The 16,441-nt window shown below is 71.0% G+C and carries 13 protein-coding genes; 5 read left to right on the top strand and 8 right to left on the bottom strand.

All coding sequences use genetic code 11. The features are described from left to right. Window positions 1-1,485, bottom strand: a complete 1,485-nt coding sequence (locus KKZ08_RS15395) for an LCP family protein (protein WP_223774989.1) — start codon at window positions 1,483-1,485, stop codon at window positions 1-3. Between the two features lie 172 nt (window positions 1,486-1,657). Here KKZ08_RS15395 and KKZ08_RS15390 point away from each other — a divergent pair, with 172 nt between their 5' ends. Beyond that, window positions 1,658-2,695 carry a glycosyltransferase family 2 protein gene (locus KKZ08_RS15390; protein WP_223774988.1) on the top strand — a complete coding sequence of 346 codons (1,038 nt, stop codon included), beginning with the start codon at window positions 1,658-1,660 and terminating at the stop codon, window positions 2,693-2,695. Window positions 2,696-2,761: 66 nt separating this feature from the next. Here KKZ08_RS15390 and KKZ08_RS15385 read toward each other — a convergent pair whose 3' ends face one another. The 4 genes from KKZ08_RS15385 to KKZ08_RS15370 all read right to left on the bottom strand — a co-directional run bounded on the left by KKZ08_RS15385 (window position 2,762) and on the right by KKZ08_RS15370 (window position 8,701). Further along, window positions 2,762-4,396: an LCP family protein gene (locus KKZ08_RS15385; RefSeq protein WP_223774987.1), complete on the bottom strand. Its 1,635-nt coding sequence runs from the start codon at window positions 4,394-4,396 to the stop codon at window positions 2,762-2,764. A gap of 86 nt (window positions 4,397-4,482) precedes the next feature. Further along, window positions 4,483-6,231, bottom strand: a complete 1,749-nt coding sequence (locus KKZ08_RS15380; protein WP_223774986.1) for an LCP family protein — start codon at window positions 6,229-6,231, stop codon at window positions 4,483-4,485. 226 nt (window positions 6,232-6,457) lie between these two features. Next, window positions 6,458-7,723 (bottom strand): LCP family protein, encoded by a 1,266-nt coding sequence (locus tag KKZ08_RS15375; protein ID WP_223774985.1) that lies wholly within the window; start codon window positions 7,721-7,723, stop codon window positions 6,458-6,460. 225 nt (window positions 7,724-7,948) lie between these two features. Continuing rightward, a complete protein-coding gene (locus tag KKZ08_RS15370; RefSeq protein ID WP_223774984.1) occupies window positions 7,949-8,701 on the bottom strand; it encodes a TIGR03089 family protein in 753 nt (250 codons plus the stop codon). 137 nt (window positions 8,702-8,838) lie between these two features. On the opposite strand from KKZ08_RS15370, the gene KKZ08_RS15365 reads away from it, so the two are divergent. The 3 genes from KKZ08_RS15365 (at window position 8,839) to KKZ08_RS15355 (ending at window position 12,419) form a co-directional block, all read left to right on the top strand. Then, window positions 8,839-10,194, top strand: coding sequence for a peptidoglycan recognition protein (locus KKZ08_RS15365; RefSeq protein WP_223774983.1), 1,356 nt, complete (start codon window positions 8,839-8,841; stop codon window positions 10,192-10,194). 105 nt (window positions 10,195-10,299) lie between these two features. Beyond that, on the top strand, window positions 10,300-11,382 hold the full coding sequence (locus KKZ08_RS15360) for an NDP-sugar synthase (protein WP_223774982.1): 1,083 nt from the start codon (window positions 10,300-10,302) through the stop codon (window positions 11,380-11,382). A 38-nt stretch (window positions 11,383-11,420) separates the two neighbouring features. Further along, complete coding sequence (locus tag KKZ08_RS15355) at window positions 11,421-12,419, top strand: DNA-3-methyladenine glycosylase 2 family protein (protein ID WP_223774981.1); 999 nt, start codon at window positions 11,421-11,423, stop codon at window positions 12,417-12,419. A 97-nt stretch (window positions 12,420-12,516) separates the two neighbouring features. On the opposite strand, the gene KKZ08_RS15350 is transcribed toward KKZ08_RS15355, so the two are convergent. Genes KKZ08_RS15350 through KKZ08_RS15340 form a run of 3 tightly spaced genes read right to left on the bottom strand, consistent with a single transcriptional unit; the run spans window position 12,517 to window position 15,335 of the window. Next, the gene (locus KKZ08_RS15350) at window positions 12,517-13,824 is read right to left on the bottom strand and encodes a coenzyme F420-0:L-glutamate ligase (protein WP_223774980.1); all 1,308 of its coding nucleotides are present in this window, start codon (window positions 13,822-13,824) and stop codon (window positions 12,517-12,519) included. Then, the gene (gene cofD / locus KKZ08_RS15345; protein WP_223774979.1) at window positions 13,821-14,777 is read right to left on the bottom strand and encodes a 2-phospho-L-lactate transferase; all 957 of its coding nucleotides are present in this window, start codon (window positions 14,775-14,777) and stop codon (window positions 13,821-13,823) included. Before cofD ends, KKZ08_RS15350 begins: the two co-directional genes overlap by 4 nt. Window positions 14,778-14,810: 33 nt before the next feature. After that, window positions 14,811-15,335, bottom strand: a complete 525-nt coding sequence (locus tag KKZ08_RS15340; protein WP_223774978.1) for a cysteine dioxygenase family protein — start codon at window positions 15,333-15,335, stop codon at window positions 14,811-14,813. Between the two features lie 618 nt (window positions 15,336-15,953). On the opposite strand from KKZ08_RS15340, the gene KKZ08_RS15335 reads away from it, so the two are divergent. Next, window positions 15,954-16,217 carry a WhiB family transcriptional regulator gene (locus KKZ08_RS15335; RefSeq protein WP_016642094.1) on the top strand — a complete coding sequence of 88 codons (264 nt, stop codon included), beginning with the start codon at window positions 15,954-15,956 and terminating at the stop codon, window positions 16,215-16,217. Window positions 16,218-16,441: the final 224 nt, after the last annotated feature.

Here is a 16,441-nt window from a genome sequence, read left to right as displayed (position 1 = left end):
TCAGGGACAGACGACCTGGTCGCCGGTGACGGCCCCGAACTCGCCCTCCAGCTCGTCCTCCGCCCGCACCGGCCGCACCGCCTTGAAGTCCGTCCCCGCGATCACCTTCAGCACCGCCCCCTGCCCGTCGACCGTGCGCATCTCGCAGCCCGGCAGGGCCGTCGCGAGGGCCTTCGCGGAGCGGTCCCAGCGGGGGTCGTAGGCGACGACGGTCCGCGCCGCCGGCGCCGTCCGCGCGGTCGGCACGTTCCCCGGCAGGCCGGTCGTGCGGAAGCCGGTGGCCCGCAGCCCGGTGTCGACGCGCTTGCCGAGCCCCGGCACCGCCGTGCCGTTGTCGACCTGCACCTGGATCTGCTGGGGCGAGACGTCCACCAGCGCGACCCTGGACTTGTTGCGGTGCGGGGCCAGCGGGCGGTCCTCGCGCAGCGCGTCGAACAGCTTGCGGGATTTCGTCGGGTGCCACTTCAGCGTCGCGCCGATGCCCGGCAGGGTCTGCCCCTCGGGACTCAGCGGCACGGTCGTGAACTCCGAGGACGACGGCGAGAAGCCCCGCATCGCCCGGCCGAGGTCCAGCATGTCGCTCGTGCCGAAGCCCTTGTCCGCCCGGACCGAGCCGAGCAGCGTCTGCGTCACGTCGCGGAACTTGACCGGATTGAGCAGGACGCCGCTGCTGGTCGCCTTCGCGATGAGCGCCGCGAGGAACCGCTGCTGGCGCTTCATCCGGCCGAGGTCGGAGGCCCCGTCGACGTACCGCGACCGCACGTACTGGAGCGCCTCGCCGCCGTTCATGGCGTGCGTGCCGACCGCGAGGTTCAGGCCCGTGTGCGAGTCCTGGAGCGGGCGCGACGTGCAGATCTCCACGCCGCCGAGGACGTCCACGGTCTTGATGAAGCTGGTGAAGTCGACCTCCAGGTAGTGGTCGATCTTGACCTTCGTCATGTGCTCGACGGTCCGCACCGTGAGGTTCGGCCCGCCCTCCGCGTACGCCGCGTTGATCTTGCCGGGGTGCGTGCGGTGCTGCTTGCCGCTGTTCTGGTCGGTGTGCTCGGGCAGCTCGGCGTACGAGTCCCGCGGCAGGCTCACGACGCTGGCGCGGTCCCGGTCCTCCGAGATGTGCACGATCATGATCGTGTCCGTGCAGTGGCAGGGGGCGCCGCCGAGGCGGTACTTCTCCTTCTCCTCCGGAGTGATCTTGTCGCGGCCGTCGGTGCCGACGAGCAGCACGTTCATGCCGTTGCCCGAAGCGGGCCGGTTCTTCATGTCCCTGAAGGCATCGACCCGCTTGATCCCGGTGTCGAGACCGGTGACCACGGAGTGCCCGATGCCGGCCGCGACGAGCACCGCCACGGAGCACGCGGTCGCCATCCGCATGGCCCAGCGCGGCCGCCGCTTCGCCCGCCCGGCCGGCCCGCGGTCGGGCGGTCTGTGGCCCTGCGGGTGCGGGCGGCGCGGCGCGGGAGCGGGGGAGCGGGGCGGTGTGGGCACGTGGGGGAACACCTCCGCGGAGACGGACCTGGCTCGGGGCGGGCGACGGACGACGGACGACGGGCGACGGATCCGGGGACCCGAGAAACGTAAGCCCATACGAAATGCGGCCCGGGGCAACGACCCGGACGGCGCGCGTCCGTGTCCCCCATTCGCGGTAACGTGGCGCGTGATGAACGCGAAGTCTGAGGCACAGCCTCCCGCCGTGTCCGTGATCATGCCCGTCCTCAACGAGGAGCGGCACCTGCGCGAGGCCGTCCACGCGATCCTGCGCCAGGAATACGCGGGTGAGATGGAGGTAGTGGTCGCGCTCGGCCCCTCCACCGACCGCACGGACGAGATCGCCGCCGAGCTGGTCCGCGAGGATCCGCGGGTGCATACGGTCCCCAACCCCACGGGGCGTACGCCGGCCGCGCTGAACGCCGCGATCAAGGCCTCACGTCACCCGATCGTGGTGCGCGTGGACGGCCACGCCGCGCTCTCGCCGGGCTACATCACGACGGCCGTCCGGCTCCTGGAGGAGACCGGCGCGATGAACGTCGGCGGCATCATGCACGCCGAGGGCCAGAACGACTGGGAGCACGCGGTCGCCGCCGCCATGACGTCGAAGATCGGCGTGGGCAACGCCGCCTTCCACACCGGCGGCGCGGCCCAGCAGGCCGAGACGGTCTACCTGGGCGTCTTCCGCCGCGAGGCCCTGGAGCAACAGGGCGGGTACAACGAGGAGTTCATCCGCGCCCAGGACTGGGAGCTGAACTTCCGCATCCGCGAGGCGGGCGGCCTGATCTGGTTCTCGCCCGATCTGCTGGTGTCGTACCGCCCGCGGCCGAGCGTGAAGGCCCTCGCCAAGCAGTACAAGGACTACGGCCGCTGGCGCCACGTCGTCGCCCGCTACCACGAGGGGTCCATCAACCTCCGCTACCTCGCGCCGCCGACCGCTCTCTGCGCGATCGCGGCGGGCATCGTCGTCGGCGCGGCGCTCACGCCGTGGGGCTTCGTGATCCCCGGCGGCTACCTCGCGGCGATCGTCGCGGGCTCCGTCCCCGCGGGCAAGGGCCTGCCGCTGAAGGCCCGCCTCCAGATACCGGTGGCGCTCGCGACCATGCACATGTCGTGGGGCTGGGGCTTCCTCACCAGCCCCCGCTCGCTGGCGAAGAAGGTCATCGCCTCGCGCCGCCCGGCCGTCCTGGGGGAGACCCAGGAGGCCTGAGAGCTGAGCCGCGTACGCGAAGGGGCCCGGCGCACCGCCGGGCCCCTTCGCGCATGCGGGGGCGGGTCACCAGGTGAAGTCGGGGTTCACCTTCATGCACGCCTTCTTGTCGGACCCGCTGAGCGCGTCCGCGGAGTCCGGCGTCCTGTCGTCCTTCTTCTTCGGCTTGGGCGGCATCTCGCCCTCGCGCCAGTCGGCGCCGACGACCAGCGTCACCCCGGAGACGTCCGTCGACTTCTTCGCCGAACTCAGCGGCAGACCCAGCGCCTTGGCGACCCGCTGGGCATCGCCCTCCAGGTCGACGCTGGGGTAGCGGACGACCGTCCTGCCCTCGGTCAGCGCCGTCGTCATGTCCGGCGTCGCCTTCTTGAAGCCCTTCGCGGCCAGGATCTGCGCCACCGTGCTCGCCCGGCCGGTGGCCGGGGGCTCGCTGACGGTGCGCGTGCCGTTCTGCACCTGGACCGCGATCCGGTCGTCGTCGGCGGCCGGGTCGTCGGACGCCTTCTCCTTGGCGGGCTTCTTCTTGCCCTTGCCGTCCAGCGGGATGTCGTCGCGGACCAGCCGGAAGAGCTGCTCCGCGTCGCCGGGCTTGGGGACGACGCGTGCGCCCACGTAGTCGAACGGCATGGTCGTCATCGTCGTACGCGAGGGCGAGACCTTCTTGAGCTCGTTGCCGAGGTCGTACAGCTTCTTGATGGTGCCGAGGCCGTCGTCGACGTTCAGCGCCTTCGTCGCCTTGTCGGCGAGCTTGCGCAGCTGGTTCGGGCTCGTCAGGCCGGTGTTCTCACGGAGCTTGCGGACCAGCGCGTTCATGTACATGTGCTGGGCCTTGGCGCGGCCTATGTCGGTGCCGTCCTCGAAGCCGTAGCGGGTGCGCAGCCACTGCAGGGCCTGCTCGCCCTGGACCTCCGTGGTGCCCTTCTTCAGCTTCAGGCCCGAGCCCTTGCCCCGGCTGTCGCGCGAGTGGATGTTCTTGTCGACGCAGACCGGTACGCCGCCGATGGCGTCCGCCATGGAGACCACGCCCGCGAAGTCGACCATCATGTAGTGGTCGATGTGGATGTTGGTGAGCTTCTCCCAGGTGGCGACGGTGCAGCCGGGGCCGCCGCGGCCCAGCGACTGGTTCGTCATGGTGCGCGGGCCGGACTCGGGGTAGACCTTGCCGTCGTCGGGGTCGGTGCACTTGGGGATGGTGAGCAGCGTGTCCCGCGGCATGCTGATCACCGACATGTTGCTGCGGTCCGCCGAGAGGTGGAGCAGCATCTGCACGTCGGCGAGCGGCGGTGCGCCGAAGGTGTCCTTGGCGCCGCCGAGCTTCTGGTTCTCCTTGGAGTCCCGCGCGTCCGAGCCGATGAGGAGGATGTTCAGCGGTGTCTGGCCCGCGGCGTTGGGCGTGGGCTCGGGGGCCCGGTGCTCGCCGAGGTTCAGGTCGTCCGTCTCGATATTGCCGTTGAGGTGCTGGTAGTAGAGGTAGCCGGCGCCGGCCGTGCCGAGTATCAGGACCGACAGGACCGTCGCCGACCAGCGCAGGACGCGGCGCTTGCGGCGCCGCGGACGGCCTTTGCCGCCCGAGCCGCGCCGGCGCCGGTGGCCGGGGGGCCGTCCGGCGTCGCCCTGCTGTGCGCCGTCGTCCCAGCCGTGATCACTTGCGTGCGGGACGCGTGACCGCGCCCCCTCCTTACGCACGCTGTTCTGCCTCATCCCCAGCCCCTCCCCGCCCCGTTCCCGAACTGCTGCCGCAACGCGGCGCCTTGGCGCATTGTTAGACGCGAAACGACCGCTTCAGGTCACTTGGCGCACACAGTCTTGTCGGCTTCGACTTTCTGGATCCCCTCCGGCGCCTTCTTCGGCGGGGCGATGGGCACCCCCGCGCCCGCGAAGTCGCCGCCCAGCGTCAGCTTCATGGCAGGGAGTCCCTGTGCGTTCTTCTCGCTCTTGCCCGGCTTCAGGGCGGCGGCGGGCAGCCCCATGATGTCGGCGAGCCGACGGGCCTGGTCCGCCTGGTCCGGGCCGTACTCCAGGGTCGTCTTCTTGATGACCGAGGGCGCGTTCCCCTGCTGGCTGGACTTGAGCACGCCCTCGTTGTTCTGCAGCCACGTGAGAGTCGTCTGGGCGGCGCCGGTCTTGCCGCTGCCGTTGAAGATGTCGACCCGCACCTCGGAGGCGTCGGCCTTGGGGCCCTTGAGACGGGCGGCCACCGCGGCCTTCTCCTTCTTCTCCTTCTTCTTCACCTCGGTCAGCGACTGGTCGGCCCGCATCATCGCGAAGAGGGGGTCGGCCTTGGCCGGGTTGAGCACGACCGTGGTGTGGACCTTCTCGTTCGGGTTGTCGACGACCGGCACCGTGGCGAAGGTCAGGTTCTTCATGTCGAGCTTGCCGAGCTCCATGCCGAGGTCACGCAGCTTCATGATGTTCGCGATCGTGGAGTCGACGGTGAGGGCCTTGGTGCCGGCCTCCGCCAGGGAGAACATCTTCTTCGGGCTGGTGAGGGTGTCGCTCGACTTCAGCTTGCGCATCAGCGAGCTGAGGAACTGCTGCTGCAACTCGATGCGGCTCAGGTCGCCGCCGTTGCCCACGGCGTGCCGCGTCCGCACGTACGCGAGCGCCTGCTCGCCCTCGATCACGTGCTTGCCCTTGGACAGCTTCAGATGCGACTTGGGGTCGTCGATGTCCTTGGCGAGGCAGACCTCCACGCCGCCCACGGCACTGGAGAGCGTCTTGACCGCGTTGAAGTCGGCCACCATGAAGTGGTCGAGCTTTATCCCCGTGATCTTCGTGACCGTGCGCATCGTGCAGCTCGGCGTGCGGTCGTTCTGGCCGAGGCTCTCGTTGAAGCGGGCGTTCCTCGTGCCCTGGATCGTCTTCTTGCTGCCGTCCTCCATCGTGGTGGGGCAGTCCGGGATGTCCGTGATCATGTCGCGCGGGATGCTCAACGCGGTCGCGTTCGTACGGTCCTTGGAGACGTGCAGCAGGATCGTGGTGTCCGCGTGGCCGAGGCTGCCCTCGTCGCCGTAGCCCTTGTTCCCGTCGCCGCTGCGCTTGTCGGTGCCGACGACCAGGATGTTGATGGCCCGGTCCTTGCTGAAGCCGCCGGTGCCGGCGCCGTCGTCGTTGATCGACGTGATGTTGTCGTTGAGGTGCTGGTAGTACAGGTAACCGCCGACGCAGCCCGTGACGAGCAGGAACGCCAGCGTGCCGCCGGTCCACACCATGGCCTTCTTGCCCGCGGACTTCTTCGGCTTCTGCTTGCGCCTGCCGCCGGTCGGCTCCGGCTCCTTGACCCGGCGCCTGCGCTGGCCCGGCACCTCGCGGCGCTCGTCGCGCTCTCCCGGACGCGGGCGCTGGCGGTCGCGCCCCGGCGCGGAGCGGCCTCGGGCTCCTTGGCGGGACGCGGCTCTGCGGGGCCCCGGTACCGTCGAGGGTCCTTGCCCTGTGGAAGGGCTCAGTCGCAGCTCGTAATCACCGGTGTCCGGGTTGAGCACCCACTGGTCTGCGGGATCGATGTTCTCCGCCCGCCCACGGCCTTGCGCGTCCACGGTTGTTTGCGTCCTCCGTCGGGGCCACGCGGCGCCTCATCCCCCTCAAGAAGGCGCTCGGTCAGTCGTTCCAGCGGTGCGAGGCCTTCAGGGCCCGGCGCACCGGAGCGCTCACACTATCCGCCCAGTTCAGCGCCGGACGACGCCGGTGACAAATTCCACTCCCCTACAACTGGGCAATCCGCCCAATTTCTTATGGGCCGGCCGCATTCCCTTGGGCATCGCTTTACTCGCAGGCGGCTTCCGCCGCCGTGTTGCCCCGGAATGTCGGTGCGGGAGACGGCGTATGTGAAGGATCGTCGGGCTTCCCGTCACTGTCTTCACTGTCGTCACTGTCTGAATGGTCCGGATCCCCCCGGTACGCCTGATCCTGGCTCGGCGCCGATTCCCGGGGGTTCCGGGCCCGCTCCGGGATCACCGCGACCGGGCTGTCGGTGCGAAGGCGCGTGAAGAGCTGCTCCGCCGCCGGTTCGACCAGCTCGTCGCGGTTCGCGTCGTAGGTGTACGACTGCCGCGGGACGGTGAGGAACTGCACCCGTTCCGTGGGGATATTGCGCATGCCGCGCACGAGTTCGTACAGACCGCGCAGGCTGGCGAGCGCGGGGTCGGTGGTCAGCGACGAAGTGGCCGCGTCGAGTACGGGGTAGAGCTTCGACGGATTCAGCAGGACGTCGTTGCTCTGCACCTTGTTGACGAGCGCGCCGAGGAATTCCTGCTGGCGGTCCATGCGCTCGGTGTCGCTGCCGGTGCCGAGGCTCTTGCGGGCGCGCACGTACCCCAGTGCCTGTTCGCCGTCGAGGGTCTGCGGGCCGGGGGCGAGCCGCACATGCGCGTCGTCGTCATCGATCGGCGCCTTGAGGCACACCTCCACGCCGTCGACCGCGTCGACCATGTCCTTGAACCCCGCGAAGTCCACGACCATGTGGTGGTCGACGCGGATCCCGGTGAGCTTCTCGACGGTACGGATCGTGCAGGCCGTCCCGCCCACCTCGAACGCCGAGTTGAACTGGGCGAACTGGGCCCGCGTCCGCGAGCCGTCGGGCCGTCGGCAGCCGGGGACGTCCACCATCAGGTCACGCGGGATCGACACCGCGGTCGCGCTCTGCCGGTCGGCGGCCAGGTGCAGCAGGATCGTGGTGTCCGAGCGCTGCGTGCCCCGGTCCCTGCCGTACTTGCGGTTGTCGCCGGCGCGCGTGTCGGAGCCGATGAGCAGGATGTTCTGCGCGTCGTGCACCAGCGGCGCCGGCCGCTCCCTGTCGTAGCGGGCGAGTTCGGCGGCGGCGTCGGTGTCCTTCGTGATGTTGCCGTTGAGCTTCTGGTACGCCGCCCACCCCGCGCCGCCCGCGCCGAGCACCAGCACGGCGGCCCCGAGCGCCACACCCCGCAGCCAGCGCCGCCGCCGGCGCACCACGCCCTCCCCGGTGGGGCTCGCCCCCGTCCCGGGTCCGTACGTGGCCTTGGGCTCCCATGCCGCGCCCGCGGTGTCGGTCACGTGTACGTCCACCCCTCACGGCTGCGTCGGTGCGTGCTACGTCCCTTACGACCATGGACCGACGCGGCGCCGGTGGCCTCTGGGTCCGTCCCCCACGTAGGCCGAAGGAGTGACCCCCACCCGGCCACACAAGCCCGCCGGACGCGACCCGCCCCCGCCAAGGGGCGCGGGGAACTGCGCGCCCAGCCACGACGAACCGGCAGCCGAAAACCAGCCCGCGAGGCGTCACCGCACGGTGACAGTCACCCGCTCATCCTCGACCCGCTTCTCCAGCCCCCCCTCCGCAAGCTGATCGAGATGCCGGCACAGCACCACCGACCCGCCCACCGCCAGCGCCGCATACAACCCGCAGCTCAGCCCCTCCCAGGTCCCGTACGACAGCCCGGAAAGCACCCGGGACCCGGCCGTGACACCGAGCCGCCCGGCATCGGCACGGGCCCGCTCCACCACTCCCGCGCCGGACAGCTCCGCCCCGCCGACCGCGAGGGCAGGCGCGTCCGGATCGACGGGCGCGTACGGCGCGAACCGGTCCCCCTGGCCCGGCACCTCCACCGCGTAGTCGGCGAAGCTCCCCGGCGGCTGCGGAAACCGCCCGCCGAGCGGCCGCAGCGCGAGCGCGACCCGCTCCCCGGAACAGGCACGCGCCGCCTCCAACGTGTCCGGACCGCTGACGACGAGATCCGCCGCGGCCGGGTCACCACCCACGTCCGCGACCACGCCCACCGACGAACAGGCGAGCAGCCACACGGCCGTCTGCCAGTGCGCGGGCAGCAACAGCACGGCCCGGTCACCCGGTTCGGCGGCGAGATCGCCCTGGAGCAGATTGGCGGTCTTGGCCACCCAATTGGCGAAGGTGGCCACGGACAATTCCACGCGCTCGCCCGTGGCGTCGTCGTAGAAGGTGACCAGAGGACGGCCGGGATCCGCGGCGAGCGCGGATCGCAGCAGGTCGGCAGGGGTGCGGTCGTTGGCGTTCACGGGCGCAAGGGTACGCGGGCACCCGCACGGCCCCCGGCGTGGCGGGGAGAGCGGACCACCGGTTCGGCCGCTCAGGGGCGACGACCCGTCAATTCCCGGATGGACAGATATGTTCCGGTATGCCGACGATCAGACGTATGCGTGGATTCCTTGCTTCCTCGATCGGCGTCACCTGCGCGGCCGCCCTGGCCCTGCCCCTCGCCCTGCCGTCGTCCGCCGCCCGGGCCACGACGCCCGCCGCCCCGCCCGCTGCCGAAGGCATCCCCGGCAGCACCCAGTCCCTGCCGCTCGCCCCGCTCGCCTCCGACCGCTCGTCCGGCCCGGACGAGCGGGAACAGGGCCTGACCCGGCGCGACGTCCGCCCGTTCGCCCTGGTGGGGGTCGTCTGGGACGACCCGGCCGACGAGTTGCGCGGCACCGTCCAGGTCCGCACCCGCGCCAGCGGCACCACCACCTGGTCCGGCTGGCAGAGCGTGGAGACGCACAACCACGAACACGCGGCCGACCCCGAGACCTTGGAGCGCGGCACCGGCAAGGTCCGCGGCTCCACCGCCCCCCTGTGGGTCGGCAACTCCGACGGCGTGGAGATCCGCGTACGGGCGGAGTACGACCGGCATGGCGACCAGGCCTCCGGCCGCGGCCTGCTCCCCGAGGGGCTCCGCCTCGAACTGGTCGATCCGGGCGACGAGCCGCCACCGCGCGGCGGCCAGACCGAGGCACCGGCCCTCACCCCCGCCGTGACCGTCGAGTCGGCCGCCGCCTCGGCCGTCAACGCGGACCTCGCACCGATGGAAGCCGCCGTGATCCCGGAGCTGACCAAGCAACAGACGGAGGACGAGCTGCTCGCCGGCCGCGGCGCCCCCGAAGTGGCCGGTCAGGCCCGGCCCTACATCGGCCCGCGCCCGCGCATCATCACGCGCAAGGGCTGGGGCGCTGACGAGCGGATCCGCGAGAAGGAATTCGCGTACACCCAGACGGTGAAGGCCGCCTTCGTGCACCACAGCGCGTCCGGCAACAATTACCGCTGCTCACAGGCCGGATCCGTACTCCGCAGCATCTACCGCTACCACGTCAAGAGCAGTGGCTGGCGTGACTTCGGCTACAACTTCGCGATCGACAAGTGCGGAAACATCTACGAAGGACGCGCCGGAGGTGTGGCCAAGCCGGTCCTCGGGGCCCACACTCTCGGTTTCAACGCGAACAGCACGGGCATCGCCGTCCTCGGCACCTACAGCAGCGCCAATCCGCCGAAGGCGGCCGTGAACGCCATCGCCCGGCTGGCCGCGTGGAAGCTCGGCCTGCACGGCGCCGACCCCAGTGGTACCACCAGCTTGCAGTCCGGCGGCGGCAACCTGTACAAGAAAGGCACGAACGTCAAACTTAGGGTGATCTCAGGGCATCGTGACGGATACGCCACGGAATGTCCCGGTAAGCAGCTGTACGCAAAGCTCGGCACGGCCCGGTCCTCCGCGGCCCGCTACCAGGGGCGCTGAAGCCCGGTCGCACTGTACGAACTGCACGATCTGCACATCCGTCTGCATACACTGGCCGGCCGAAACTCAAGTTCGGCCGGCCCCAGCAGGAAGCAGAGACGACAGGTGACAGAAGCGATCCTCCTGGTCGGCGGCAAAGGAACCCGGCTGCGGCCGCTCACGGTCCACACCCCGAAGCCGATGGTCCCGGCGGCGGGCGTCCCGTTCCTCACGCATCAACTGGCGCGGGCCCGCGCGGCGGGCGTGGAACACATCGTTCTCGCCACCTCCTACCTCGCCGAGGTCTTCGAGCCGTACTTCGGCGACGGCTCCGCGCTCGGCCTCCACATCGAGTACGTCACGGAGACCGAGCCCCTGGGCACCGGCGGCGCGATCCGCAATGTGGCGTCCCGTCTGCGCTCGGCTCCCGACGACCCGGTCCTGATCTTCAACGGCGACATCCTCACCGGCCTCGACATCCGGGCTCTGGTCGACACCCACGAGACGTCCGGCGCCGACGTCTCCCTGCATCTGACCCGGGTCGCGGACCCGAGGGCGTACGGCCTGGTCCCGACCGATCCGACCGGGCGTGTCACGGCCTTCCTGGAGAAGCCGCAGACCCCGGAGGAGATCGTCACCGACCAGATCAACGCGGGTGCGTACGTCTTCCGCCGCTCGGTCATCGACACGATCCCGGCGGGCCGCCCCGTCTCGGTCGAACGAGAGACCTTCCCCGACCTCCTCTCCTCGGGCGCCCACCTCCAGGGCATGGTCGACTCCACCTACTGGCTGGACCTCGGTACGCCCCAGGCGTTCGTACGCGGCTCGGCGGACCTCGTCCTCGGCCGCGCGCCCTCCCCGGCGGTGCCCGGACGCCGCGGTGAGAGCCTCGTCCTGCCCACCGCCCGCGTCGCCCCGGACGCCAAGCTCACCGGCGGCACGGTCGTCGGCGAGAACGCCCGGGTGGGCGAGGGCGCGCGGATCTCCGGCAGCACGATCCTGTCCGGCGCGGTCGTCGAACCGGGCGCGGTGATCACCGACTCCCTCGTCGGCGAGGACGCCCGTGTCGGGGCGCGCACGGCGCTCCGCGGGGCGGTCGTCGGCGACGGAGCGAGCGTCGGCGCCGACAACGAACTGCGCGAAGGCGTACGCGTCTGGTGCGGGGCCACGCTCCCGGCGGGCGCGGTCCGCTTCTCCTCCGACCAGTGACGCCCCGGCGACGGCGGGCGTCGCCTACCCTCATAAAGATGTCGTCCCGTTTCACCCCGCGCCCCACCCGCACCACCGTGCGCGGCGGCGAGACGGCCGTGCCGTCCGGCGTCCCCCGCCAGAGCGCGGCGCCGCCGCTCACCCGTTCCTGGCGGCCGCCGTTCCCCCTGGACCTGGGCGCGACCCTCGGCCCCCTGCGGCGCGGCCCCGGTGACCCCACCTTCCGGATGACCCCGGACGGCTCGGTCTGGCGCGCGAGCCGCACGCCCGAGGGTCCCGGCACCCTGCGCGTCGCGCTCCGCTCCGGCGCGGTGGAGGCCGAGGCCTGGGGCCCGGGCGCGGCCTGGTTCCTCGACCGCCTCCCGACCCTCCTCGGCGAGTCGGACGACCCCGCTGCCTTCGCACCCCGCCACCGCCTGGTCGCCGCGACGGCCCGCCGCCGCCCCGGCCTGCGTCTGGTGCGCACGGGGCTGATCCTCGAATCCCTGATCCCCTCGATCCTGGAACAGAAGATCACCGCGGACGAGGCCTACCGCGCCTGGCGCCTCCTGGTCCGCGGCCACGGCGAGCCGGCGCCCGGCCCCACCCCCCGGATGTACGTGATGCCGGACCCCCGCACCTGGTCCCTGATCCCTTCGTGGGAGTGGCACAAGGCGGGCGTCGACAACAAGCGGGCGTCGACGATCCTGCGCGCGGTGAAGGTGGCCCGCCGCATGGAGGAGGCGTCCACGATGGAGCCGCTCCAGGCCCAGGCCCGCCTGGAGCTGATCCCCGGCATCGGCCCCTGGACCTCGGCCGAGACGGTTCAGCGCAGCAACGGCGCCCCCGACGCGGTCACGGTCGGCGACCTCCACCTCCCCGGCATCATCGGCCACGCCCTGGCGGACGACCGCGACGCGGACGACGAAACGATGCTGCGCCTCCTGACCCCCTACAAGGGCCAACGCCACCGAGCAGCCCGCCTCATCCTCCTGAGCGGCCACACCCCACCCCGCAGAGCCCCACGCATGCGCAAAACAGACATCGCCCTACTCTGAGCCGCACCGCCCCGTCAGGGGCGCGACCAGCCACACCCCAACCGGCACCCGAAAACCGGCCCGCAGCAGCCCCCACCCAACGCCCCCGCCCGGCCCCTCACCGAACAGCGATAAAGCCCCCCACATCCCGCTCCCCCCGAGCGGGAGGCGCCCCCGCCGGGTGCCCCACAGCCACCGCCCCCATCGGCTCCCATCCCCCCGGCAACTCAAGAACCTCCCGCACGACATCCCGACAGAACATCGTCGAAGAGACCCAGGCCGACCCAAGCCGCTCCCCGGCCAACGCCACGAGAAAGTTCTGCACCCCGGCCCCCGCCGCGACCACGAACATGTCCCGCTCGGCCCCGTCCCGCCGCGCGTCCCCGTACGTATGGGAACCGTCCATCACCATGCACGGCACGACCAGCAGCGGCGCCTTGCGCAACACGTCCCCGCGCCGCACCCGCTTGGCGATGGACTCCTCGGACTTCCCGTCCCGCCGCAGATCCGCGATCCACGCGTCCCGCATCGCGTCCAGCAACGCACTCCGCGCCGCCGCGGACTCCAGCAGCACGAACCGCCACGGCGTCGTGTGATGCGGCGCCGGCGCGGTGACCGCCGCGGCGACGGCGCGCCGCACGGCCCCGGGATCGACCTCCTGGTCCGTGAACTCCCGCACGGTCCGCCGCAGCGCCACCGCTTCCCGCACCGCTTCGGACGTCCCGAGCCGGAACATGTCGTCCCGCGCGTCACGCACCAAGGCCCGCGCCCCGGCGTCGGGGGCGGAGTCACCGACCACGGCATGCCCCAGCCCCCGCACGACGGCGACCGGCAGCCCCGCGGCCTTGCCCTTGACGAGGTCCCCCGCGGCGGCCAGCTCGTCGCCCGTGGCGACAACGGTCGCGCTCAGCGGATTGCCGTACGCGTCCACCCCGCCCCGCAGATCATCGAGCACCCGCACCCCCGCCGCCCCGATGGCGACATCGGTGAGCCCGGCGCGCCAAGGCCGCCCGAACGTATCCGTGACGATGACGCCGACCTCGACCCCCAGCGCTTCGCGCACCCCGTCCCGCACGGCGCGAGCGGAGGCGTCGGGATCCTCGGGCAGCAGCAACACCGTCCCTGACGGAGTGTTCGACGCGTCGACACCGGCCGCGGCCATCACGAGCCCCTGGCGGTTCTCCACGATCCGCAGGGTCCCGCGCCGCGCGACGACCCGCACGGCCTCCGCGTCGATGGCCGCCTCGCGGTCGCTCGCCTCGACGATCCGCCCCTCGGCCTTGCTGACGATCTTCGACGTGACGAGCAGGACGTCACCGTCGGCGAGCCCCGGTTCGGCGGCCGCGATCAGCTTGGCGAGGTCGTCGCCTTCCCGCACCTCGGGCAGCCCGGGGACGGCCCACACCCGGAAGGACGGTGAGGTCACGCCCGTACCTCCGAGGCGAGCGCGAGGGCCTCCCGGGCCATCTCGGCCGTGGCGTCGACGCCGGTCATCATCAGTGGAATGGCCCGGCAGCGGATCCCGGCGCTCTCCACCCGCTCCACCACGCCCGCGTCGACGCTGTCGACCAGCCACCCGTCGAGCAGCCCGCTGCCGTAGTGCTCGGCGACGGCGGCGGCATTGGTCTCCACGCCGACGGCGGCCAGCACCTTGTCGGCCATGCCCCGCACCGGTGAGTCGCCGACGATGGGGGAGAGCCCGACGACCGGCACGCCCGCCTCGGCGATCGCCTCGCGGATGCCGGGCACGGCGAGGATGGTCCCGACGCTGACGACGGGGTTGGACGGCGGGAAGAGGATGACGTCGGCCTCGGCGATGGCTTCGAGGACGCCGGGCGCGGGCTTGGCCTGCTCGGCGCCGACCGGCACGACGGCGTGCGCGTCCACGGAGGCACGCAGCCGCACCCAGTACTCCTGGAAGTGCACGGCCTTCTGCTCGCCGTCGATCGTGACGGCGACGTGGGTCTCGACGCGGTCGTCGGACATGGGGATGAGCCGCACCCCGGGCTGCCACCGCTCGCAGAGCGCCTGCGTGACGGCGCTGAGCGGATATCCGGCGCCCAGCATCTGGGTCCGCACGATGTGTGTCGCGAAGTCCCGGTCGCCGAGCCCGAACCACTCGGGCCCGACGCCGTAGGCCGCGAGCTCTTCCTTGACCTTGAACGTCTCGTCCGTACGTCCCCAGCCCTGTTCTTCGTTGATGCCGCCGCCGAGCGTGTACATCACGGTGTCCAGGTCGGGGCAGACCTTCAGCCCGAACAGGTGAATGTCGTCACCGGTGTTGCCGATGACCGTGATGTCCGCGTCGGGCGCGGCCTTCTTGAGCCCGCGGAGAAAACGGGCGCCGCCGATGCCGCCGGCCAGAACCACAATGCGCATGCGCCCAGCATGTCAGGCGAGTACGACAGTGCGTCAGGCGGTCACGACATCCTCTGTGATGTCGCCGGTGCCACCGGTGCCGTGGGCGGCGCACTGGGCCGAGTGCATCGGCATCTCGGTCAGGCCGGGGTAGTAGATGTGCAGGCTGACGGCCGGTTCGAGGGAGTCGTTGACGACTTCGTGGACGTAACCCGGCGCGAAGACGCGCTGCGCGCCCGCTTCGAGCGCCCGCGTGCCCCGCTCGGTGTGCTCCGTCAACGCACCTTCGAGGAGCGTGAGTACGCCGGAAGAGGGACCGTGGTCGTGCAGACCGCTGCCCTGTCCGGGCACCCAGGAGAGCAGCCAGACCTCGTAGCCGGGCCCGGTGCGCAGGCGGTGGTACCAGCGGCTGGTGGCGTCGTACTCGACGAGGTGTTCCCACTGGGAGCGGTCGGCGGCGATGGCGCGGGCGAGGCCGACGAACTCGGCCACGGTGGCGGGGTGCTCGCGGGCGGGCTGCAGGAGGTGCGGGACTTCGAGGATGTCGCCGGCGATCTGGAGGTCGCTGTCGCTGTTCATCGTGCGGTGGTTCCTCAACGTAAGAGAGCTGGGGTGTCGCGAAGGATGGGTGGAGCGCGGGGAAGCAGATGAAGCGGGGAAAACAGATGGAGAGGGAGAGCAGTCGGGCGGTCACGGAGGTGACGCCGGAGAAGCGGCTCGACAGCTGGATGAACTCAACAGCTGGAGCAGGAACAGCAACAGCGCGCGTGGGCAGCACCGATGGACCCGCTGGTGCGGGTCATCGAAAGAGCCAGGTTCGCGAGCATGCCCACCAGGACACCCGCTTACACCTCCGCTGTCAACTCCATGTCCGAAATGTGGGACATGTTTCACCTCATCCGGTTGTTCGGTTAGGCGAAAGGTTTGTGCACCGGGTGCACGGGACACATGGCGCAGCAACCGGCAGGCAAACCTCGCCGTCCTCCTTGGTGGGAAGCGGGTCGCCGACGGGGTAGTGGTTTATCCCGATTTGAACACTTTCCGCATAGCCTTGGTTCCGCAGAGTGAATAAGGGGCCCAATAGCAGATCTCGGCTTGACTGGCCCGGATCAGCACACTTGTAATTTCACTCGTGTCGTTCAGCCGAAATCGGTAACGGCAGCACCACGGGGACGCACAGACAGACGAGGGGCGCAGATGACCGAGCTGGTTCAGGAACTGCTGGTCGAGGACGCGGACGAGGAACTCGGCTGGCAGGAGCGCGCGCTGTGCGCCCAGACCGACCCCGAGTCCTTCTTCCCTGAGAAGGGCGGCTCCACCCGCGAGGCCAAGAAGGTCTGTCTCGCCTGTGAGGTCCGCTCAGAATGCCTTGAATACGCACTCGCCAACGACGAACGCTTCGGAATCTGGGGCGGTCTGTCGGAGCGTGAGCGCCGCCGACTGAAGAAGGCAGCGGTGTGACCGAAGAAGACCGCGGTGTGACCGGACGCGCTCGCGCGCCGGAGCCGCCCCGCCAATTCGGCACACACCTCCCTCAACCAATGCGCAACGAACGGCCCGTCGCCCGTGGGTTATCCACAGGCGGCGGGCCGTCCTGGTGCCAGCCGTTAGTGTGGGGCCCCGTCCGATACGCCCCGGCGCCCCCGCAGGGCGCAGGCGTCCACCGCAGTCCATCGAACCGGGGC

This window comes from Streptomyces sp. 135 (genome assembly GCF_020026305.1).
Classification (GTDB): domain Bacteria; phylum Actinomycetota; class Actinomycetes; order Streptomycetales; family Streptomycetaceae; genus Streptomyces.
The sequence above is the reverse complement of the archived record's forward strand: the minus strand, read 5'-3'. Positions and strand labels throughout refer to the sequence as shown.

Bases quoted from the DNA above. Each gene is read 5' to 3' on its own strand.
- KKZ08_RS15390 (WP_223774988.1), top strand. From the start codon at position 1,658: ATGAACGCGAAGTCTGAGGCACAGCCTCCCGCCGTGTCCGTGATCATG.
- KKZ08_RS15335 (WP_016642094.1), top strand. From the start codon at position 15,954: ATGACCGAGCTGGTTCAGGAACTGCTGGTCGAGGACGCGGACGAGGAA.
- KKZ08_RS15340 (WP_223774978.1), bottom strand. From the start codon at position 15,335: ATGAACAGCGACAGCGACCTCCAGATCGCCGGCGACATCCTCGAAGTC.
- KKZ08_RS15365 (WP_223774983.1), top strand. From the start codon at position 8,839: ATGCGTGGATTCCTTGCTTCCTCGATCGGCGTCACCTGCGCGGCCGCC.
- KKZ08_RS15355 (WP_223774981.1), top strand. From the start codon at position 11,421: ATGTCGTCCCGTTTCACCCCGCGCCCCACCCGCACCACCGTGCGCGGC.
- KKZ08_RS15385 (WP_223774987.1), bottom strand. From the start codon at position 4,396: ATGAGGCAGAACAGCGTGCGTAAGGAGGGGGCGCGGTCACGCGTCCCG.
- cofD (WP_223774979.1), bottom strand. From the start codon at position 14,777: ATGCGCATTGTGGTTCTGGCCGGCGGCATCGGCGGCGCCCGTTTTCTC.